This is a genomic window from Lentisalinibacter salinarum (assembly GCF_040706555.1).
GTDB lineage: Bacteria > Pseudomonadota > Gammaproteobacteria > Steroidobacterales > Woeseiaceae > Lentisalinibacter > Lentisalinibacter salinarum.
On the sequence record NZ_JAPDRH010000001.1, the window covers coordinates 422,181 to 443,124 of the forward strand.

Annotated in this window: 18 protein-coding genes; 12 read left to right on the plus strand and 6 right to left on the minus strand. The window is 68.6% G+C overall.

Annotated elements, in window-relative coordinates; translation table 11 throughout:
- Positions 1-24 precede the first annotated feature (24 nt).
- The 7 genes from cybH (at position 25) to ACJMKZ_RS01750 (ending at position 4,111) form a co-directional block, all read left to right on the plus strand.
- On the plus strand, positions 25-750 hold the full coding sequence (cybH, locus tag ACJMKZ_RS01720) for a Ni/Fe-hydrogenase, b-type cytochrome subunit (protein ID WP_405231465.1): 726 nt from the start codon (positions 25-27) through the stop codon (positions 748-750).
- Entirely contained in the window at positions 747-1,373 is a 627-nt protein-coding gene (hybD, locus tag ACJMKZ_RS01725) for a HyaD/HybD family hydrogenase maturation endopeptidase (protein ID WP_405231466.1), read from the plus strand. Before cybH ends, hybD begins: the two co-directional genes overlap by 4 nt.
- Before the next feature lie 15 nt (positions 1,374-1,388).
- Complete coding sequence (locus ACJMKZ_RS01730; RefSeq protein WP_405231467.1) at positions 1,389-1,799, plus strand: thioredoxin domain-containing protein; 411 nt, start codon at positions 1,389-1,391, stop codon at positions 1,797-1,799.
- Between the two features lie 31 nt (positions 1,800-1,830).
- Positions 1,831-2,697 carry a hydrogenase expression/formation protein gene (locus ACJMKZ_RS01735; RefSeq protein WP_405231468.1) on the plus strand — a complete coding sequence of 289 codons (867 nt, stop codon included), beginning with the start codon at positions 1,831-1,833 and terminating at the stop codon, positions 2,695-2,697.
- A 39-nt stretch (positions 2,698-2,736) separates the two neighbouring features.
- Entirely contained in the window at positions 2,737-2,922 is a 186-nt protein-coding gene (locus tag ACJMKZ_RS01740; RefSeq protein WP_405231469.1) for a rubredoxin, read from the plus strand.
- Between the two features lie 13 nt (positions 2,923-2,935).
- Positions 2,936-3,424, plus strand: a complete 489-nt coding sequence (hybE, locus tag ACJMKZ_RS01745) for a [NiFe]-hydrogenase assembly chaperone HybE (RefSeq protein WP_405231470.1) — start codon at positions 2,936-2,938, stop codon at positions 3,422-3,424.
- Positions 3,425-3,601: 177 nt separating this feature from the next.
- Entirely contained in the window at positions 3,602-4,111 is a 510-nt protein-coding gene (locus ACJMKZ_RS01750) for an Hsp20/alpha crystallin family protein (RefSeq protein ID WP_405231471.1), read from the plus strand.
- A 49-nt stretch (positions 4,112-4,160) separates the two neighbouring features.
- Here ACJMKZ_RS01750 and ACJMKZ_RS01755 read toward each other — a convergent pair whose 3' ends face one another.
- From ACJMKZ_RS01755 to ACJMKZ_RS01770, 4 genes are all read right to left on the minus strand, one after another.
- Positions 4,161-5,789 carry an alkaline phosphatase family protein gene (locus tag ACJMKZ_RS01755; protein ID WP_405231472.1) on the minus strand — a complete coding sequence of 543 codons (1,629 nt, stop codon included), beginning with the start codon at positions 5,787-5,789 and terminating at the stop codon, positions 4,161-4,163.
- Between the two features lie 108 nt (positions 5,790-5,897).
- A complete protein-coding gene (locus ACJMKZ_RS01760; RefSeq protein ID WP_405231473.1) occupies positions 5,898-6,899 on the minus strand; it encodes a dihydroorotate dehydrogenase-like protein in 1,002 nt (333 codons plus the stop codon).
- Positions 6,896-10,513 carry a pyruvate:ferredoxin (flavodoxin) oxidoreductase gene (gene nifJ, locus ACJMKZ_RS01765; protein WP_405231474.1) on the minus strand — a complete coding sequence of 1,206 codons (3,618 nt, stop codon included), beginning with the start codon at positions 10,511-10,513 and terminating at the stop codon, positions 6,896-6,898. Before nifJ ends, ACJMKZ_RS01760 begins: the two co-directional genes overlap by 4 nt.
- Positions 10,503-12,143, minus strand: coding sequence for an NAD(P)-binding protein (locus tag ACJMKZ_RS01770; RefSeq protein ID WP_405231475.1), 1,641 nt, complete (start codon positions 12,141-12,143; stop codon positions 10,503-10,505). The genes nifJ and ACJMKZ_RS01770 overlap by 11 nt, the downstream gene beginning before the upstream one ends.
- A gap of 206 nt (positions 12,144-12,349) precedes the next feature.
- Between ACJMKZ_RS01770 and ACJMKZ_RS01775 the strand changes: the two genes are divergently transcribed.
- From ACJMKZ_RS01775 to ACJMKZ_RS01790, 4 genes are all read left to right on the plus strand, one after another.
- Positions 12,350-14,524 carry a putative bifunctional diguanylate cyclase/phosphodiesterase gene (locus tag ACJMKZ_RS01775; RefSeq protein ID WP_405231476.1) on the plus strand — a complete coding sequence of 725 codons (2,175 nt, stop codon included), beginning with the start codon at positions 12,350-12,352 and terminating at the stop codon, positions 14,522-14,524.
- A gap of 23 nt (positions 14,525-14,547) precedes the next feature.
- Positions 14,548-15,471: a GGDEF domain-containing protein gene (locus ACJMKZ_RS01780; RefSeq protein WP_405231477.1), complete on the plus strand. Its 924-nt coding sequence runs from the start codon at positions 14,548-14,550 to the stop codon at positions 15,469-15,471.
- Between the two features lie 78 nt (positions 15,472-15,549).
- Positions 15,550-16,482: a cation diffusion facilitator family transporter gene (locus ACJMKZ_RS01785; RefSeq protein WP_405231478.1), complete on the plus strand. Its 933-nt coding sequence runs from the start codon at positions 15,550-15,552 to the stop codon at positions 16,480-16,482.
- Between the two features lie 306 nt (positions 16,483-16,788).
- On the plus strand, positions 16,789-17,433 hold the full coding sequence (locus tag ACJMKZ_RS01790) for a hypothetical protein (RefSeq protein WP_405231479.1): 645 nt from the start codon (positions 16,789-16,791) through the stop codon (positions 17,431-17,433).
- 54 nt (positions 17,434-17,487) lie between these two features.
- On the opposite strand, the gene fghA is transcribed toward ACJMKZ_RS01790, so the two are convergent.
- Positions 17,488-18,342, minus strand: coding sequence for an S-formylglutathione hydrolase (fghA, locus tag ACJMKZ_RS01795; RefSeq protein ID WP_405231480.1), 855 nt, complete (start codon positions 18,340-18,342; stop codon positions 17,488-17,490).
- A 108-nt stretch (positions 18,343-18,450) separates the two neighbouring features.
- On the opposite strand from fghA, the gene ACJMKZ_RS01800 reads away from it, so the two are divergent.
- The gene (locus tag ACJMKZ_RS01800; RefSeq protein ID WP_405231481.1) at positions 18,451-19,413 is read left to right on the plus strand and encodes a calcium/sodium antiporter; all 963 of its coding nucleotides are present in this window, start codon (positions 18,451-18,453) and stop codon (positions 19,411-19,413) included.
- 24 nt (positions 19,414-19,437) lie between these two features.
- Here ACJMKZ_RS01800 and ACJMKZ_RS01805 read toward each other — a convergent pair whose 3' ends face one another.
- On the minus strand, positions 19,438-20,943 hold the full coding sequence (locus tag ACJMKZ_RS01805; protein ID WP_405231482.1) for a DUF3336 domain-containing protein: 1,506 nt from the start codon (positions 20,941-20,943) through the stop codon (positions 19,438-19,440).
- Between the last annotated feature and the right edge of the window lies 1 nt (position 20,944).

Sequence of the window (20,944 nt, forward strand, 5' to 3'; positions counted from 1 at the left end):
CGAGGAATCGATTAGGAGACGATCATGGCAACGAGCACAGAGGCGATGGGTGGGCGCAGTCCTGCGAACCTGAAGCCGGAGTATATCTACGAGGCGCCGGTCCGCATCTGGCACTGGACTCACGCCATCAGCATCGTGGTGCTGTCCGTTACCGGTTATCTGATCGCGAACCCGCTGCCGAGTGTGCCGGGCGAGGCGAGTGAATCCTTCCTGATGGGCAACATCCGGATGATCCACTTCATCGCGGGTTACGTGTTCGCGATCGGGCTGGCCGTGCGGATCTACTGGGGCTTCGTCGGCAACAAGTACTCCCGCGAGCTGTTCTACCTGCCGATCTGGAAAGGCAGCTGGTGGAAGGAGCTGTTTCACGAGATCAAGTTCTACAGCTTCCTGACCCGCAAGACCTACAAGACGAAGGCGCATAACCCGCTCGCGCAGAGCGCGATGTGGTTCTTCAACTTCATCCTGGGTCTGTTCATGGTCATCACCGGCTTCGCGCTCTATGCACAGGGTCTGGGCGAAGGCAGCTGGGCGGACGTCATGTTCGGCTGGGTGTTCAACTTCTTCCCGAATTCCATGGGCGTGAAGACCTGGCACGACTTCGGCATGTGGCTGATCATCGTTTTCGCGATCATCCACATCTACATGGCGATCCGTGCGGATCTCATTGGCCGGCAGTCGAGCGTGAGCACGATCATGTCGGGCTGGCGGTTCTACAAAGACGACTACCCGGGCGACGATCCGCGGTGACGGAAGGCATCGTTCCAAGCCGGCCCGAGGGAGACCCCGTCGGCTTCGAGACCCTCATTCTCGGAATCGGGAATCCGCTCTGGGCAGATGAGGGTTTCGGGGTCCGGGCCGCCGAGCAGCTGAACGCGCAGTACGAGTTCCCGCCGGAAGTCCGCGTGATGGACGGCGGGACGCTCGGTCTCATGCTGCTGCCCTACGTGCGTTCGGCGAAGAATCTGCTGATCTTCGACGCCATCGACTTCGGCCTGGCGCCCGCCGAGATGAAGGTCATCGTCGGCGACGACGTGCCCAGGTTCATGGGCGTGAAGAAGATGAGCATGCACCAGACCGGCTTCCAGGAAGTGCTGATGTCCGCCGAGATGTTCGGCCAGGCACCGGAGAAGCTCGCACTGGTGGGCGTGCAGCCGGAGCTGCTGAACGACTACGGTGGCAGCCTGCGCGAATCGGTGAAGGCCCGTCTGCCGGAGGCGGTGGACGCCGGCCTGGCCATCCTGCGCGACTGGGGCATCGAGTACCGCAAGCGCGACAAGCCCCTCGAGAACACGGAACTGACCGGGCCCGATGCCATCAATATGGATGAGTACGAGGCCGGGAGGCCGGACACCAAAGAGACCTGGAGATAGCCAGTGGGAGAGACCATGAACCATCCGCTGATCCAGCGGTTGATCGACGAGTTCGGCTACCCGACCGTCGGCCTGGAGGACCACGACGAGTTCGTGGCCGATCCGGCCGTGAACGTCCTGTTCTTCGCGGGCGAGCCGAAGAAGTTCGGCGAGACCGTGGACGTGGCCGTGGTGCTGCCGGAGATCGTCTCGGCTTACGACGGCAGGCTCAGGCCGGCCGTCGTGGAGAAGGAGGCGGAGAAGGACCTGCAGCGCAAATACGGCTTCCGCGAGTGGCCGTCGCTGGTCTTCGTCCGCGAGGGCGGCTATCTGGGCGCCATCTCGCGCATCCGCAACTGGCAGGAGTATCTGGACGAGATCAACGAGATACTGCGCTCCGAGCCGCGGCGTCCGCCGGGATTCAAGATCCCGGTCGTGACGGCCTGAACCGCACAAAGATCGACTGGGGGAATTACAGATGAACATCAGAGACATACCGGTCGTGGCGATCGGGCCCGGCAGCCAGCCGACCGAGAGTGACGGTGCCGAACTCCAGTACATCGACCTGCCGCGCGGCATGGCCATGTACGAGCCGCCCTCCATACCCGATCCCGAGACGGTGGAAAACCTCACCGGCGCGCGCGCGGCGATGGACTGGCTGCAGCGCACGCTGGACGACTGGCAGCCGGGCAAGGCGGCGCTGGCCGACATCTCGGCGCTGGACCCGGAGAACCGGGAACTGGTCAACCAGGTCCTCGGCGAGGGCGAGGTCGCGGTGAAGTTCACCGGCGACTTCCTGTCCCAGACCCAGGAGTCGGTCCTGGCCGGCGTCTGGCGCACCTTCTATCTCAACGAGGAAGGCAAGGTCACCCACGATCTGCTGGAAGTGGCCGAGGCGCCTTTCCTCGCCCGCCTGGGTGAGCTCGGCCGCGACAGGGCGCCGCAGGACATCGTCGGCGGGCAGGCGCCCCAGGGCGCGCTGAACGCCCCGGCGATCCTCACGGAGATCGCCGACCGGGCCGCCAGCCGCAAGCCCGGCGACGAGACCCATGTCATCAACCTCTCGCTGCTGCCCATGTCGGACGAGGACCTGGTGTTCCTGGACCAGACCCTGGGCAAGGGTCCGGTGGACATCCTGTCCCGCGGCTACGGCCACTGCATCATCTCGGCGACGCGGGTGCGCGACGTCTGGTGGGTGCGCTACTTCAACTCGATGGCCAAGATGATCCTGAACTCGCTCGAGATCACCGACCTGCCCCACGTGGTCGAGGCGGCGCCGGAAGATATCCGCGACTCGGGCAAACGCCTGGCGCAGCTGCTCGAGGCCTACTGGACCGACGACTGAACGCGGAAGCCTGCCGCAGGGAGAGACATGGGAGAGGCGATGGAAGGTCGTATCGGCCCCGACACCCGCATGGAGTGCCGTATCTGCTGGTACGTCTACGATCCCGCGGAGGGAGACGATGTGGAGCAGGTACCGCCCGGTACGCCCTTCACGGCGCTGCCCGACCATTGGTGCTGTCCCCAGTGCGAAGCGGAGCGGGACAAGTTCCTGCCCGTGAGCGAGTGAGGCGGAGTTGCCCGTGACCGATCCGGCGCTGGAGCGGCTGATCGATCGTTTCCGCGAGGCGGAGCCGCGCATGCGAGATCTGCCGTTCTACAACGAGCGGCTGTCCACGGAGGCGGTCGGCTTCCGGGACTGGGAAGGCCATCGACTGGGCATCCTGATCACGCCCTGGTTCATCAACCTGATCCTGCTGCCCGGCGAGCAGGACGACTGGTCGGGCGTGGAGCAGGGCGATCAGAGCGACTGGCATCTGCCCGCCGAGACCATCCGCTTCACGGCCAACCGGGCGGACGAGGACGAGCAGACGGAGGCGGGTGACGTCTTCCTGGCGGCTCCCGTATTCACCAACGTCATCGGCGTGCCCGACCACGAGGCGGCGAAGAACATCGCCGAACAGGTGCTGGAGAGTCTGCTGGCGAAACCCGGCAGCGAGAAGGCGGCGCCGGGTCACGCCGTCAGCCGGCGCGACCTGCTGCGCGGCAAGGTCCGGAAGAACCCCGGCTGACCGTGCGGTCTGCCGGTTCGGTCCGCCCGTTTCCGGACCGACAATCTCTCCAATCTAGTCCTTCGCGGCCCGGCTGACAATCCGGAAACTCACGGATTTGGTCACTGCCGGTACCGTCCCATATTCATCGATGACCGGACAGGAAAGCCCGGCAACAGAGAATACAGGAGGTGAACAATGGCCAACGTACGTGATATCAAACCACGCAAAGACAGCGAGCAAGGCACTTCACGGGCAGTCAGGCCGTTCACTCACGGCATGGACGAGTTCTTCGAGAACCTGTTCCCGCGCCGCTGGATGGAAGGGTTCATGGAACCCCATGCCTGGAGACGGCCGCTCTGGAGTGAGTTCGAGACGGCCCTCGAGGGATTCCCGAGAGTCGACGTCGTCGACAAGGGCGAGACCCTGCGGGTCCGCGCCGAGTTACCCGGTGTGGAGAAGGACGACCTCGAGATCACGATCAACGGTGATCGGCTGACGATCGAGGCGAAGCGCGAATACAAGGAAGAGGAGAAAGAGGAAGCCTACTTCCGCAACGAGATGGCCTACGGCCGGATCGCCCGCACCATCTACCTGCCGGTGGACGTGGAGGGCGACAAGGCGAAGGCCGATCTGAAGAAGGGCATCCTCGAAATCACCCTGCCGAAGGTGAAGGCCACGAAGGCCCACACGGTGAAGGTCGCCTGATTTCCCGATCTTGCCTGACGTGGGAGGGGCGGCTGCGGCCGCCCCTCCCTTATCTGGCGGCGCCGACCTCGACGCCGGCCAGCGGTGGCTGCACCGCCCCTTCCGGGGCGGAAACGCCGAGGATGGCGGTGAGCGTGGCCGCCACCCGGCGGGCGTCCGCCACCTCGTCGCTCGCGACCCGCTCGATGCCGTGGCCCCACATCAGCACGGGCACCCTGCGGTCGTAGTCCCAGGGCGTGCCGTGGTTGGCGCCGCCGCCGGGGACGTCGTAGACCGCATTGAACCAGCCGGTGGCGGGTACCACGAGCAGGTCGGCGTCGACGCCCTCGGGCATGGAGGCCGCGGCGAGCCGGTCGATGGCGCTCGCACTGGCCGCCAGCGCCGCGCGGTCGCGGAACGCGTAGACGCGCTCGATGCCCGGCAGATCCGCGAGTGCCGCGGCCACGGCCGCGGACAGCTCGGCGCCACGGGCGTCGCCGGAGGCGGTGAAATAGAGGCTGGAAGATTGGTAACCGGCGATCCAGTCGCCCTCGCCCAGCGCCGCCCGGGCGGCCTCACGGGCGGTGGCGATGATCGTCTCGCTGGGTAGACGCCCGCCGGGTTCGCCGGTCTGCTCCGGCAGCCGCGCGACCCCATGGTCGGCCGTGATGACGAAGGTCACCCGCATCTCGTCGGGCAGGGAGCGGGCCAGGGCGGTCAGTTCCCGGTCCGTACGCAGCAGGTTGTCGACGTACTCGCAGGAGGTGGCGCCCCACACGTGGCCGATGCGGTCGGTGCCGGAGACGCCCAGCACGAGCAGGTCCGGGACGTCGTCCTCGCCCATCCCCTCGGCCCCGATCGCAGCCCGGGCCGCCGCGAAGAACCAGGGGGTGGAGGCCGCGGAGTAACCGAAGGCCTTGTCGGGTTTCTGTGAATCGGCGGGGGCGTAGGGAAATACGTTGTTCCAGCCGACGAACGGCCCCTCGCCGGGCGCGTCGTCCTGGGCGCAGGGGCTGTCGGCCCGCCGCTGCCAGGTGGTGAAGGTGCGCTCCACGGGCTGGTCGGCGTTGAACGCCGCGAGCCAGTCAGGGAGGCTGCCGTCCGGCCGGTACCAGGCGGACGTGGTCATCGCCGGGATGTCGTCGTCGTAGAAGACGGCGAGATCGGCAGAGCGGCCGGTGGCGAGGATGGCGGCCCGCGCCTTCATGGAGACGCCGACGATCACGGCTTCCCCGCCGGTAGCCTCGTGCAGCCGGTCGCCGGCGGTTTCGACCCTGAGCGCCGCCGGGCTGGCGTGGCTCTCCGGGTTGCCGATCACCCGATGCACGCCGTCGTCGACGATGGGCAGGCGGCCCCGGACGGGGTGGTGTACCGCATTGGCGAAGGCGCCGTGCACCGCCGGGGCGACTCCCGTGACCAGGGTGGCATGCCCGGCCGCGGTGGCCGTGTTGGCGTAGCGCAGGTCCACCGAGTGGCGGGCGCCCTCGGCCCAGGCGCGCCGCAGCAGGCTGTCCGGCGGCAGCAGCGGCAGGTGCTCGGCCAGCACCCAGTCGCCGAACTGGTCCAGCACGACCAGCACCAGCAACTGCGGCGGTTCCGTGCCGGCGCCCGGCCCCCCATCGGCAGACCGGTCCGGGCTCGTGGCGCAACCGGCGACGAGCACGATCAGTGCAACGGCGAGGAGGGCGGCGAGTCTCACGATCCGGGGTCCTTCTGTCAGCTATCGACAGCGCAGGAGGATACCGCAGCCCGCGCGGTCATCAAGACTGCCCGGCCGATGTTGCAGCCGGATGACCGGGCCGGAGTCTCAGCCCCAGCGGTTCTGGTAGCTGTCCAGCACGCGCAGATAATTGGCCCGCTCGAAGGCGGCCGGTTCGGCCACGCGCCCGTGGCTCATGGCGCCGCGTACCTGGTCGACGTCCTCGTACCCCCGGGCCTCCATCCAGTCCGCCAGGCCGTCGCGCAGACTGGCGAGATAGGGCGGGCCGAGGCGCAGCAGGGCCGAGGCGGTCATGACCACGTGAGCGCCGGCGAGCAGGTACTTCGCCACCTCGGCCGCGCTGGTCACACCGCTGGTGGCGGCGAGCGATCCCTGCAGCCGGCCGTGCAGCAGGGCCAGCCAGAACAGGCCCTGGCGGATCTCGCCGGAGCCGCTCAGCTCCAGCGTGGGCTCCACCTCCAGCTTCTCGATGTCGAAGTCCGGCTGATAGAAGCGGTTGAACAGCACCAGGCCGTCCGCGCCGGCGGACTCCAGCTGCAGCGCCATATGTCCGAACGAGCTGAACCAGGGGCCCACCTTCACCGCCAGAGGGATCGAGACCGCTTCGCGCACCAGGTGCACCGTCTGCAGATAGCGGCGCTCCACGTCGGCCCCGCACTCCGCCGGATCGGCTGGCAGATAGTAGAGGTTCAGTTCCAGCGCGTGCGCGCCGGCGTCCTCGATGAGCCGCGCGTAGTCGGTCCAGCCCTCGGGGCTCGCGCCGTTCAGGCTGGCGATGATCGGGATGTTGGTGGCCTCGCGGCAGCGGCGGATGTGCTCCAGGTACTGCTGGGGGCCGATCTCGGCGCCGCCCAGGTCGGGGAAATAGCTGAGTGCCTCGCCGAAGCTCTCGCTGCCGGCATCCATCAGATGGGCCTGGGCCGCCGCCTCGTGGCGGATCTGCTCCTCGAACAGGGAGTGGATCACGATGGCGGCGGCGCCGGCGTCCTCGAGACGGCGGACGCCGTCGAGTGTCTGCGACAACGGCGAGGCCGACGCGACGACGGGGTGTTCGAGTTCGAGGCCGAGATAGGTCGTGCTGAGTTTCATGCCTGTTTCCCTCCGGGGCTGTCGCCGGCGGCGAGGTGGCGATACGGGTTGGCCTCGGTGCCGCGGCCGGCCATCTCCTCGTAGATGCGCCAGTGCCGGTCGATGTGTTCCTGCGCCCGGGTCATCAGCCACTCGGCGCGGTCCGGGTCGCTGGCCTCCAGCACCCGGTAGCGCATCTCCCGGCTGGCGTAGTCGCGGAAGCGCTTCGTCGGCCTGGGCGAGTCCAGCAGGAAGGGCTCCTGGCCCTGCTCGGCCAGCAGCGGGTTGTAGCGCATCAGCGGCCAGTGTCCGCAGCTGACCGCAAGCTTCTGCTGCCTGAGGCCGTGCTCCATGTTGATGCCGTGGGCGATGCAGTGGCTGTAGGCGAGTATCAGGGAGGGCCCCGGATAGCGTTCCGCCTCGCGGAAGGCGAGCAGCGTCTGCTGCGGGTTGGCGCCTAGGGCGACGCGGGCGACGTAGACGTGGCCGTAGGCGATGGCCTGCAGCGCCAGGTCCTTCTTGGCCACGCTCTTGCCGCCGGCGGCGAACTTCGCCACCGCGGCCGTCGGCGTGGATTTCGACGCCTGGCCGCCGGTGTTGGAGTAGACCTCGGTGTCGAGCACCAGGACGTTCACGTCGCGCTCCAGCGAGAGCACGTGGTCGAGGCCGCCGTAGCCGATGTCGTAGGCCCAGCCGTCGCCGCCGACGAGCCAGATGCTGTGCCTGACCAGATGGCGGGCCAGCGAGGCAAGGCGCGTCGCGCGGGGGTCGTCGATGCGGCCCAGGGCTTCCCGCAGCGCGGCCACGCGGCGGCGCTGTTCGCGGATCTCGGACTCCTCGTCCTGCACCGCGTCGAGTAGTCCGTCCACCAGGTCCGGCTCCAGCCGGGGGGCCAGTTCGCGCAGCAGCAGCTCCGCGTGACGGCGATGCTGGTCCGCGCTCAGCCGGAAACCGAGGCCGAACTCCGCGTTGTCCTCGAACAGCGAATTGGACCAGGCAGGCCCGCGGCCCTCGTGATTCTTCGCCCAGGGCGTGGTCGGCAGATTGCCGCCGTAGATGGACGAGCAGCCGGTGGCATTGGCGATCACAGCCCGGTCGCCGAACAGCTGGGACAGCAGTTTCAGGTAGGGCGTCTCGCCGCAGCCGGCGCAGGCGCCGGAGAACTCGAACAGGGGCGGCAGATACTGCACGCCGCGGATGTTGGAGAAGTCCACGTGGCCCCGGTCCACGTCGGGCAGCCGTTCGAACCAGGCGAGGTGCGCGCGCACCGGCTCCAGATCCGCCGGCTTCGGGCGCATGTTGATGGCGCGCTCGGCGGGACGCTCGATATTCCGCGCCGGGCAGGCATCCACGCACAGCGCACAGCCGGTGCAGTCCTCGGCGTAGACCTGCAGCGTATAGCGGGTATCCGGGAAGCCCCGCGCGGAGACCGGCGCGCTGGGGAAGCCGTCCGGTGCGTCAGCCAGTCCGTCGTCGTCGAAGAACTTCGCCCGGATGACGCCGTGGGGGCAGACGGCGCCGCACTGGCCGCACTGGATGCAGATCTCCGGGTCCCATTCCGGCACGAAGTCGGCGATGTTGCGTTTCTCCCAGGCCGCGGTGCCGGTCGGCCAGGTGCCGTCGGCGGGCAGGGCGCTCACGGGCAACGCGTCGCCGCGGCCGGCCAGCAGCGGGCCGGTCACGCGGCGCACGAACTCCGGCGCATCCTCCGGCACGGGCGGCCGGCGGTCGGACGTGGCCGTGACTTCCCCGGGCGGCACCGGCGCCAGGTTGGCGACGGCCCGGTCCACGGCCGCGTAGTTCTGCTCGACCACCTCCGGGCCTTTGCGGCGGTAACTCCGGCCGATGGCCTCCTTGATCTGCGCGATCGCCTCCTCCGCGGGCATGATGCCCATGAGCTGGAAGAAACAGGTCTGCATGATCGTGTTGATGCGCCTCCCCAGCCCGGCCTCCCGGGCCACCCGGTAGGCGTCGATCGCCCACACATCCAGGTCCTTGTCGAGGATCTCCCGCTGTACCGAGCGGGGCAGCTGCGCCCAGATGCCGTCGGCGGGCCCCGGGGCGTTCAGCAGCACCCTGGCCCGGCGCCGGGCCAGCCCCAGCACGTCGCCGGTACGCAGGAAATCGAATTGGTGGCAGGCGACGAAATCCGCCTCCTCGATCAGACAGGTGGAGCGGATGGGGCGCGGTCCGAAGCGCAGGTGAGATACCGTCCGCGAGCCGGCCTTCTTGGAGTCGTAGACGAAGTAACCCTGGGCATAGGTGCCCGGCCGGCTGCCGATGATCTTGATGGTGTTCTTGTTGGCGCTGACGGTGCCGTCCGCGCCGAGTCCGTGGAACACCGCCTGGAATGTCTCGCCGCGCACCAGTCGGAAATCCGCCGGCACGGCCAGGCTCGTTCCGCTCACGTCGTCGTCGATGCCGACCGTGAAGCCACGCTTCGGCTCGTCGGCGGCCAGGTTGTCGAAGACGGCCCGGACCATGGCGGGCGTGAACTCCTTCGAGGACAGACCGTAGCGCCCGCCGATCATCAGCGGCCCGTTGCCGACGCCAGGGTGAGCGCCGACGCAGCCACTGCTCAGCGCGGCGGTGACGTCGAGGCACAGCGGTTCCGCCAGCGAGCCGGGCTCCTTGGTGCGGTCCAGTACGGCGATCCGGCGCACGGTGGGCGGCAGCGCCGAGCGCATGGCTTCGGCGTCGAAGGGTCGGAACAGGCGGACCTGCAGCAGCCCCACCTTCTCGCCGCGGGCGTTCAGGTGCTCCACCGTCTCGGCTGCCGTGCCGGCGCCCGAGCCCATCAGGACGATCACCCGTTCGGCCTCCGGATCACCCGTGTAGTCGAACAGCCGGTAGCGGCGGCCCGTCAGCGCGGCGAAGCGTTCCATGGCCCCGGCGACGGCGGCGGGGACGGCTGCGTACCAGGGGTTCGCGGCCTCCCGGGCCTGGAAGTAGACGTCCGGATTCTGGGCGGTGCCGCGCAGTACCGGAGCGTCCGGATCGAGCGCGCGCGCGCGGTGGGCCATCACGAGTTCCTCCGGGACCATCGCCGACAGCACGTCGTCGGGCAGCAGCTCCAAGGTGTTCATCTCGTGGGAGGTGCGGAAGCCGTCGAAGAAGTGCAGGAACGGCACCCGGGTCTCCAGTGTCGCGGCATGGGCGATCAGTGCGAGATCCTGGGCCTCCTGCACCGAGGCGGAGGCGAGCTGCGCGAAACCGGTCGGGCGGGTCGCCATGACGTCCTGGTGGTCGCCGAAGATCGACAGCGCCTGACCGGCCACCGAGCGTGCCGCCACGTGGAAGACCGTCGGCGTCAGTTCGCCGGCGATCTTGTACATGTTGGGGATCATCAGCAGCAGGCCCTGGGAGGCCGTGAACGTGGTCGCCAGGGCGCCGGTCTGCAGCACGCCGTGCACGGCGCCGGCCGCCCCCGCCTCGCTCTGCATCTCCACCACCGAGGGCACGTCGCCCCAGATATTCTGCCGGCCGGCATTCGACCACTGGTCGGCCAGCTCGCCCATGGGCGAGGAGGGCGTGATCGGATAGATCACGCAGATCTCGCTGAGGCGGTAGGCGATGCGTGCGCAGGCCTCGTTGCCGTCCAGCGTCGTCACCGACGGTTGGCGTTCAGCGCTCAAGGCCGGGCTCCGGGATCATCTCGATGGCGTGGCAGGGACACTGTTCGAAGCAGGTCGCGCAGCCGGTGCACAGGGTGTAGTCGAAGCGGTAGCGCTTGCCGGGCCCGAGCTTTATGACGGCGTCCTCCGGGCAGGCGGCGAGGCAGCCGTCGCATTCGTAGCAGTTTCCGCAGGACAGGCAGCGCGCCGCCTCGTGCCTGGCCTCCGCTTCCGTGATGGTGGAGACGACCTCGCCGAAATCCTCCGCCCGGGTCGCCGCCGAGCGCTTCGGTTCCGGCTGCGCGAAGGTGCCCTGGTAGAGGCTCAGACGGAGCATGTCCCGCGTCACCACCGGATGCTTCGGCGCCGGCTCGTGGCTTTCGCCGCGCAGCCATGCGTCGATGTGGCGGGCGGCCTTCTTACCGTGTCCCACGCCCACGGTGACGGTGCGCTCGGAGGGCACCATGTCGCCGCCGGCGTATATGCCCTCGTGACCGGTCATCATCCGCTCGTCCACCACGACGGTGCCGTCGCGGTGGAATTCGATGCCCTCCACCGCGCGCAGGAAGCCGGTGTCGGTATCCTGCCCGAGGGCGAGGATGAGGCTGTCGGCCTCGAGGGTCTCGGTCTTGCCGGTGGGGCGCGGCCGGCCCTTCTCGTCGAGCTCCATCACCTCCACCGTCATGCGGGTGGAATCCAGCTCGCGGATGGAGCGCAGCCAGTTGATGCGGATGCCTTCCTCCTCGGCGTCCGCCGCCTCGAAGGCATGCGCCGGCATGTGCTCCCGGTCGCGCCGGTAGACGATCAGCGCCTCGTCCGCGCCCAGCCGGCGAGCCACCCGGGCCGCGTCCATCGCGGTGTTGCCACCGCCGTAGACCGCGATGCGTCGACCCAGCCGCGGCGCCTGGCCGGCGTCGACGTCGCGCAGGAACGTGACCGCGTCCATGACCCTGCCCGCGTCCCGGGCCGGTATGTCGATGCGCTTGCTGAGATGGGCACCCACGGCGACGAAGACGGCGTCGAAGCCGCCTTCCGCCCGTTCCCGTTCCAGGTCCTCCACCTTGTGATTCAGCGTGATGACGACCCCCGCCGCCTCGATCCGGGCGATCTCGGCCTCCAGCACGTCACGTGGCAGCCGGTAGGCCGGGATGCCCACGTGCATCATGCCGCCGGCCACGGGACCCGCGTCGCGGATCTCCACGGCATGACCGGCCCGGCGCAGGTGCCAGGCCGCCGACAGTCCGCTCGGTCCGGCACCGACCACCAGCACGCGCCGGCCGCTCGCGGCGGCGGGTGCTGCCGCCTGCCAGCCTTCGGCCAGCGCCCGGTCCCCGAGATAGCGCTCCACGGCATGGATGCTCACAGCCTGGTCGATGGGCGTCCTGTTGCAGTGGTCCTCGCAGGGGTGGTAGCAGACCCGGCCGTGTACCGCCGGCAGCGGGTTGTCCGCGACCAGTATTCGCCAGGCCGACTCGTAATCGCCGGCCTGGGCGGCGCCCAGCCACGCCTGGATGTTCTCCCCGGCCGGGCAGGCGGCGTTGCACGGCGGCAGCAGGTCCACGTACACGGGACGGCGCTCCCGCCGCGGCCCGGTCAGGGCGTCGTGGCGAAGATCCGCCGGGCGGGTCAGATCGCGGCTGCTCTCGTTCATCGGGATTCTGTGGGCCCACGGGGAGGAATGCTGCCCCCCAGCACCCTAAATACCGGGTCCCTGCGGCGCAGGGATATCGGGGGATTCCACGACCCCGGCATCGCTTCGCCCAATCGTGAACTGGCTCAACAATGGACGCGTCGCGAGGCGCTAGTCTCTGTCCCGACAGCAGTTTCAATACGCGGGAGCCGCAGCGGCTTTACATAATGCAATCCTGGACCCGGGAAAACGGATACGCGACCGGCGGCGACGATTGCCAGGCGCTGCTGATCGCCTCGCGCGGCGAGGCCCGGGATCTCGTCATGGCGGCGCTCGCCGACGAGGGCTTCCGCGTCGGCGAAATCCCTGCGGCCTCGACTCGCGCCGGCCGTTTTCCGGACGAGCCGCCGGCGCTCATCGTCGTGGATGCCGGCGAGCTCACGGAAGACTGGTGCCGGCGCGTCCGCAGCCGCGTCCGGCTCGAACACGTGCCACTGATCGCCCTGACCGACGGCGACGGCCGCGAGGCGCTGCACCGCCTATACGCCGCCGGCGCCACTGCGGTCTTCATCAAGCCCGTCGATCACGTCTTCCTGCGCGAGCGGTTCCGGTCGCACGGCGACACCGGCCGCACCCTGACCGGCATGCAGCCCGCGCTCATGGCCGATGCGCGCATCCTGCATGCGGTACCGGACACGTTCTTCGTGCTGGGCGAGGACGGGATGGTGCGGGAGTATCTCGGCGGCGGCGAGAAGGACCCGCTGCTCCGGCCCGAGCGCCTCGCCCGACGCCGCCTGTCCGAGGTCCTGCCCCGGGACGTGGCCGCCCTGATCCTGCGCAACATCCGGCGCACGCTGTCGAGCCGCGGACCCTGCAATTTTGAATTCGAGCTCGGCGGTGCGGGCGAGAAACAGCGCTACGAGATGCGCCTGCTGACCCAGGGCCGGGACCGGGTGATGGCGATCACGCGCAACGTCACCGACATGGCCGTGGCGGGGCGCGCCGGCAACGGCGGACCGGACACGCTGACCGGCCTGCCCGGCCGGACCGCGTTCCTCGGCCGCCTGGACGCGATGATCGAGGACGCGAGCCGGCTCGGACGAGGTCTGGCGGTGATGAGCGTCGACCTCGACCGCTTCACACGCATCAACGAAACTCTGGGCCGTGCGGTCGGCGACGCCATCCTGCGGGTGGTCGGCAGCCGGCTCGAGCGCTGCCTGCGCGATGCAGACGCCGTGCAGCGGGCGCGGCCCGGAGAGGGCGGCGCCACGGAGCTCGCACGCATCGGCGGCGACGAATTCGTGGTCGTGCTGCGCGACGTGGACGACCGCCGTACGGTGGCACAGGTTGCCGGGCGCATCCGCGCCGCTTTCGCCGACCCGGTCAGCTATCAGGGGCATCAGCTCGAGGTTACGCCCAGCATCGGTATCGCTCTCTACCCGGCGGACGGCAGCGACGCGCAGGGCCTCCTGCACAGTGCGCGGGCCGCGCTGGATGAGGCGCGCATGGGCGGCGACGCGGGCCAGGAATTCTACTCCGACACCATGCGCCAGCGTGCGCTGCACCGGCTCGACCTGAAGGACGAACTGCGACTGGCCATCGAGCGGGACCAGCTGGAGCTTCGCTACCTGCCGCGCATCGATCTCGAGACGGGACGCGTGGCGGGGCTGGAGGCGCTGCTGCGCTGGCAGCACCCGGTACGGGGTTCGGTGTCCCTGCGGGAACTCATCCCGCTCGCCGAGGCGACCGGCCTGATGCGGCCCATCGGCAAATGGGTGCTGCACGCCGCCTGTGCCCACGCCGCCTACTGGGCCGAGACATGGGAGACGATGCCGCCGGTATCGGTCAACCTCTCCGAGCAGGAATTCTGCCGCGAGGACCTGCCCCGTGTGGTCCACGGCGCGCTGGAGGCGTCCGGCCTGGCGCCCGCGCAGCTCGAGCTGGAACTCACCGAGGCCATGCTGATGCGCGAGAAACAGGCGGCAGTGATGCTGCAGAAGCTCAAGGCGCTGGGCGTCGGCATCGTGATCGACGACTTCGGCATCGGGCATTCCTCGCTCGGCCGGCTGATCCAGTATCCGGTCAAGGCCATCAAGATCGACCGCTCCTTCGTGGAGCAGTGCCAGGCCGACACGGCCCAGCGCTCGGTGTGCTCGGCCATCATCGCGATGTCCCGGGAGCTCGGCCTCGCCGTCATCGCGGAAGGCGTCGAGACGGTGGAGCAGATCGATTTCCTGCGCGAGCGGGGCTGCCACGCGCTGCAGGGGTTCTTCTTCGCCGAGCCGCTGCGCGTCGACGACGTGCCCGCCTTCCTGGCGGCCCATCTCGGCCGCACCCCGGAGGGCGCCGTGATCGATCTCGCCACCATCCGCAGCCGCTTCGCACTGCGTAACACCGGCTGACTACGATGCGCCGGACCGCGACGATGATTATGCTGGGGCTGGCCGCGGCGCTGCCGCTGCTGCTGGCCGACGCGCCGTGGTTCGGCTGGGAACTGCGCCTGCCCTGGCTCGCCTGCCTCGTTGCGGCCGGCGTCTGGGTGCACCGCGTGCGGGAGCGGGAACTCTATCAGGAGACCGAGTACTGCCGACGGCTGGAGGCGCAGGTGCGGAGCCGCACGCGCGACCTGGCCGACCGGAACGCCGAGCTGCAGCTGGCGAACGCCAGGCTGCACGAGGCGAGTCACACCGATGCGCTCACCGGCCTCAGGAACCGGCGTTACCTGTTCGAGCAGATCTCCGACGACATCGACCTGGTGCAGCGCCAGCACGACGGCGGCAGCCGCGGCGGCGGCATGGACAGGAACAACGACATCGTCTTCCTGATGGTCGACCTGGATCACTTCAAGCCGGTGAACGATGCTCACGGACACGTGGCCGGCGACCGCATGCTGCTCGAGGTGCGCGACGTGCTCATCGGTGCCTGCCGCTCATCGGACGTCGTCATCCGCTGGGGCGGTGACGAGTTCCTGGTGATCGGCCGGGAAGCGACCAGCACCGAGGTCTCCTCCCTCGCCGAGCGGATCCGCTCCCGCATCGAGAGCCACGTGTTCGAACTCGGCAACGGCGCGGTGGCTCACACGACGTGCTCGGTGGGCTTCGCCAGCTACCCGTTCCTGGGCTCCCGGCCGGATCTCGTAAGCTGGGAGCAGGTGCTCGGCATCGCCGACATCGCAATGTACCGCGCCAAGGGGCTGCGCAACTCCTGGGTCGGCATCCATGGCGAACACTGGGCGGGGAGCGCGGACGCGCTGTTCCAGGGTCTGCAGGAACGAGCGCATTCGCTGGCCGCCGCCGGCCACGTCCGCCTCGAGCAGCCGGGAGCGGATCTCGCCCGCAAGCTGGCCTGAGCGGGGCCGGATGCTATAACGTCCTCCCCGCGGCGGGCCGGTTCGTGGCAATCTGCGCCGCGGAACGACACGGATCCCATGCACACGCACAGTCACAGCCACGCCGGTGGCGCACACCGGGAAGAGAAATCCGACTCCAGGCGCCTGGCCCTCGCGCTCGCGCTGACCGCCGGTTTTGCGGTCGTGGAACTCGTCGGCGGCATCGCCGCGGGTTCGCTGGCACTGATCGCCGACGCCGGCCACATGATCACGGACGCCATGGCGCTCGCCCTCGCCTGGATGGCAGCGCGGATGGCGGTGCGGCCGGCCGATACCAAGCGCAGCTTCGGCTATCACCGCTTCCAGATCGTGGCCGCCCTCATCAACGGCCTCACGCTGATCGGCATCGTCGGCTGGATCGTGGTGGAAGCGTTCGAGCGCCTGCTGACGCCGGTCGACGTCACGGCCGGCCTGATGCTGGTGATCGCTGCCATCGGCCTGGCCGTGAACCTGCTGGTGTTCTTCATACTGCACGGCGGCAGCCGGGAAAACCTGAATCTGCAGGGGGCGCTGCTGCACGTGCTGGGAGACCTGCTGGGTTCCGTGGCCGCCATCATCGCCGGCCTGGTGATCCTCGGCACGGGCTGGATGCCCATCGATCCGCTGCTGTCGCTGGTGGTGGCGGCACTGATACTGCGCAGCGCCTGGAGCCTGGTGAAGCGCTCGGCCCACATCCTCCTCGAGGGCACGCCCGAGTGGCTCGACGTGCCGCGGATGCGCCGGGAACTCGCCGACTCCGTGCCCGGCGTGTGCGACGTCCACCACGTCCACGTGTGGAGCCTCACGCCGGCCCGGCTCATGCTGACGATGCACGTGACTCTGGACGACGACAACGGCGATCCCGCGGCCGTCATACGCGTCATCAAGCGCCGGCTGCACCAGGAATACGGCATCGATCACTCCACCATCGAGATCGAGTACGGGGACTGCGCGGACGACTTCCCGGCCACGACGGATCCGCCGGTCACCTGACCCGGGATATCGCCCGGCGCGCGCCGGCCGACTTGCGCGGGTTTCGACCTGCTTGCGATCCATGGCGGCCTTGCAGGCGCAACGGACTCATCCCTGCGATACCGGACCTGCGGTGGTCCCTGCGGTGGTTTCCACCCTCGGAAGATCAGGGCCTTGTGAGCGATATCGGAAGCAGAGCGTGAGCCATGAGCGATCACGGGCGGCGACCGGCGATGCCGTTGACGGGCGTTTCGCTTGCCTGACGGCAGCTGGGGAGTATCTTTATGGGTTAAAGGGACCCATAAGAGTCCCCAGGAGAATTGCAGGATGCTCGTCTACCGTACCCGGCTCCATCGCCGGCTCATGGAGGAGTCGGAGAAGGGACTGTTTGCTGCGATAGCCTCGCGGCACGGGCGGTGGGGCCATGTCGCGGAGGAAGTCGCCTACGACTGCCGCAAGTTCTCCGCCTGGGAAGCGAGCCACGCGAGACTGCTGGAGCCCGTTGCAGCGGCGGGCCGGTGGGGGCCTACCATCGGCGTCCTGCGCCGTGCCGAGATGGATCTCGTGCATCGACGTGCGCTGTTCGAGACGCTGCGCGAAAAACGCGTCCGCGGCCACGCGAGAGAACGTCTTTTCCAGCTCTTCTACGGTCCCCGGGACTTCCGCAATTGCGTGCTCACGGAGCATTTCCGGTATCAACTCGCGGCCACGAGCAGCGTTACGGCAGTCAGACTCAGCACCGTCTGCAAGGATCCCGCCGGCAGTCACCTGCTGGGCAGATACGAGAGCGCCTACCGAAGGTATTTCTGGGCGTATTGCGAGTGGCAGCTGAACGAGGATCCGCTGGTGTCCGACGTGCTGCGGCTGACGATGGAGAGTACGAAGTTCCTGGCCGATAGGCTGAAGCAGCAACTCGTCGCCGGACGGGACTTGCAGATTGGCAGGGAGCGGCCAATGTATCTGCAGAGCTAGGGAGTCGAGCGCGACGGTCGGGAATTGCGAGGCATCCCGACAGCGAAGCCGTGTTCAGCTGCGCTTCAGTGCGTCGGCGTGATATTCCAGATGCTCGCCGATGAAGGTGGAGACGAAAAAGTATCCGTGGTCGTAGCCGGGCTGCAGGCGCAGCGTCAGCGGATGACCGGCTGCCTCGCACGCGGCTTCCAGCAGTCCGGGCTGCAGCTGCTCGTCAAGGAAGTCGTCGGCGTCGCCCTGATCCACCAGCAGGGGGATGTCGTTGCCGCCCCGCCGGATCAGGCGGGTGGCATCCCAGGGCTCCCAGGCACTCCTTTCCTCGCCGAGGTAGTGGCTGAACGCCTTGCGGCCCCACGGGCAGTCCATCGGTGCGCAGATCGGCGCGAAGGCCGATACTGAGCGGAACATGCCGGGGTTCTTCAGCGCCACGATCAGCGCGCCGTGCCCGCCCATCGAATGGCCGCTGACCGAGCGGCGGTCCGGGATCACGGGAAAAGCGGATTCGACCAGCGCCGGCAGCTCGCAGGCGACGTAGTCGTACATGTTGTAGTGACCCGCCCACGGCGCCTCGGTGGCGTTCACGTAGAAGCCGGCACCGGTGCCCAGGTCCCAGTCGGTGTCCTCCCCCGGCAGTTCGAGCCCGCGCGGGCTGGTATCGGGCGCGACCAGCGCGAGTCCCAATTCCGCGGCATAGCGCTGCGCGCCGGACTTGATCGTGAAGTTCTCCTCGGTGCAGGTCAGGCCGGACAGCCAGTAGAGCACGGGCACCGGCTCCGATTCCGCCTGCGGCGGCAGGTAGAGCGTGAACCGCATGGGGCAGCCGCACGCCTCGGAGGCGTGCCGGTAGGTGTGGGTGTAGCCGCCGAACAGTCTGCTGCGGTCGATCAACTCCGGCGCTCGCGTACTCATCGGCGTCTCCTGCTCTGTGTGCTGCTGCTTGGTTGCACCAGGAAGCCAGAGCTTAGCCCGCGCGTCCGGAGGGCGAAAGCCCGACAGCGGATCGGGGACGGATCGGTTATGGTGGTGCGGCGATTTGCCACGGAGATTCGCGCTATCACGATGCTGCTGCAGCTCGGAGGAGGCCTGCTCCTCCTGTTCGTCGGCGCGGAGATGCTGATCAAGGGTGCCGTTTCCCTCGGCGAGCGCGTCGGGCTCTCGCCCCTGGTCATCGGCCTTACCGTGGTGGCCTTCGGCACCAGCGCGCCGGAACTCGTGGTCTCTCTCGATGCGGCGCTGGCCGGCTACGGCGGCATCGCCGTGGGCAACGTCGTGGGCTCGAACATCTGCAACCTGGCGCTGATCCTCGGCGCCGTTGCCGTCCTGCGGCCGGCCGAGGTCGACCGCGGGCTGATCCGGGGCGCGGGTCCGGTGATGATCGCCGCCGCCGTGGCCCTTGTGGTGCTGCTGGCGAACGGCCGGCTGTCACGCCTGGACGGTCTGTTGCTCACCGCCGCCATCGTGATCTACACCGTGGCCTCCCTGCGTTCGCGCGACGCATCGGCCCGGCTCGCGGAGGAGAACCAGGAGGGCGGACGCTCGACGGGCGTGGCCCTCGTGCTGTTCGCCGCCGGCCTGGCACTGTTGCTGGCCGGCGGCTCTCTGTTCGTGAAGGGCGGCGCGGCGCTCGCGCTGGCGCTCGGTGTGACGCCGGCGGTGGTCGGGCTGACGGTAATGGCCGTCGGCACCAGCATGCCCGAACTCGCCACCTCGGTGGTGGGGGCCGTCCGCGGTCAGGGGGCGATGGCCACCGGCAATATCATCGGCTCGAACATCTTCAATGCCCTCGCCATCCCGGGTATCGCGGCACTGGTGACGCCGTTCGGGCGAGACGGCGTCGGCGCCGTCGATCTCGGCATCATGCTGGTGGTATCCGTCGTCGCGCTCGGCTTCATGTACACGGGCTCGCGCCTGACGCGGGCCGAGGGCGGACTGCTGCTCGCCGGCTACGCCGGCTATTGCGCGTGGCTGTTCGTCGCCTGAGCCGGCCGAGCGGGAGACCGCCCGTCAGGCCGCGCTGATCCTCCGCTCGCCGAAGGGCACGGAGGCGTTTCTGGCGCTGATCCGGTGCGCCTCGCGCAGCGCGCGGCGCTCGTAGCGGTTGAGGATCTGATCCAGCGCCCGGCTGATCTTGGACGCCGTGCGCAGACGCTCGATCTTCGGGAACGTGGCCCGCTCGCCCTCCTTGATGTAGAACATCAGTTCCTTCTCCGTGGGCGGCGTCAGCAGCTTGGTCGGATTGAAGGTGCGATAGCGGGGCATGATGTTGATGTCGCCGGTGTAGGTCTGGGTGGCTACCGAGTAGAACATGTTGGCGAGGATCTGCAGCCGCGGCGCCGGCTTGGTCAGGCGCTGGGTGATCCAGTGGGTGGAGCGCAGCCATTCCTGGTAGGTCCGGAAGCCGAGATGCAGGCCCGTGGAAAGCAGGCTGGGCTCTTCCTTCGGATCCTGGATGAACCACAGCACGACCGGATTGGTCTGACTCGCGACGTAGTGGTTGACGCCGTAAAGGCGCGCCAGCCGTTTGGCGGGCAGGTCCTCGCTGACCGAGCCGTCCACCCAGCGACGCTGGGGCAGATAAGGCTGGCGGCGGCCGTTCTTGTTCTTCGCCTCGAGGATCACGGGCGGGTAGATGCCGGGCACCGCGCAGGATGCCATCACGGCCTTGCGAATGTAGACGTTCGGCGAGGTGATGGCGTTCAGCAGGCGGGAGGTCTGATGCACCTCGGCCGGCGCCACCGAGATGTTGATCTTGCGTCCGGTGAGTTCGTAGGCCTCCTGGAACGTGAGGTCGGGGATCAGCCGGTCGACGGTGTCCTCGACGTCGTGCACGTCCATGCTCGGCGTGGTGGGCGACATCAGGCGGCCGAGCCAGCTCACCTCCTGGCGCGCCTCCATCAGCAGGTTGCGCGGGTCGAACATCTCGTGCAGCTCGGCGGTGGAATGCGTGCCCAGGACGCCGGCGATCAGCGAGCCGGCGCTGGAGCCGGAGACCACGGAGGGCAGTACGTCCTCCTCCAGCATGGCCTTGACCACACCCACGTGGAAGTGGCCGAGCACGGCGCCGCCCGAGAGCATGAGCGCCGAGCGGCCGAAGCAGTGATCCGCCCGGCGGAAGAAATCCAGCCTTTCCTCGAAGCTGATCTTGTTGGAGCGCAGCTTTGACAGGTAGTGCAGCGCGTCGACGATCTCGTCGACGTATTCCTCGATGAGCTGCTTGGTGCCGAACTTTGCGCGCTTGTACAGCGCCGTCTTGCCCATCCCGGCCATGTTGCCGTGGATGCCTTCGTTGAGGGTGAACAGGAGGCCGTGGTCGTCCTTGCTGGCGCGCAGCTCGCGCAGCGTGTCGAGGCGCTGACGGATGGAGTGGTAGTCGTACAGGCCGGTCTTCTCCACCGCGCGCCACTGATCCATGCCCGTCAGTTTGTCGTGGCTGATCGCGGCCTCGCGCCAGTCGGCGTAGCTGTTGGCCTCGTCCATCGCCCGCTGGAGCAGTCTGCGGCTGGCTGCCATG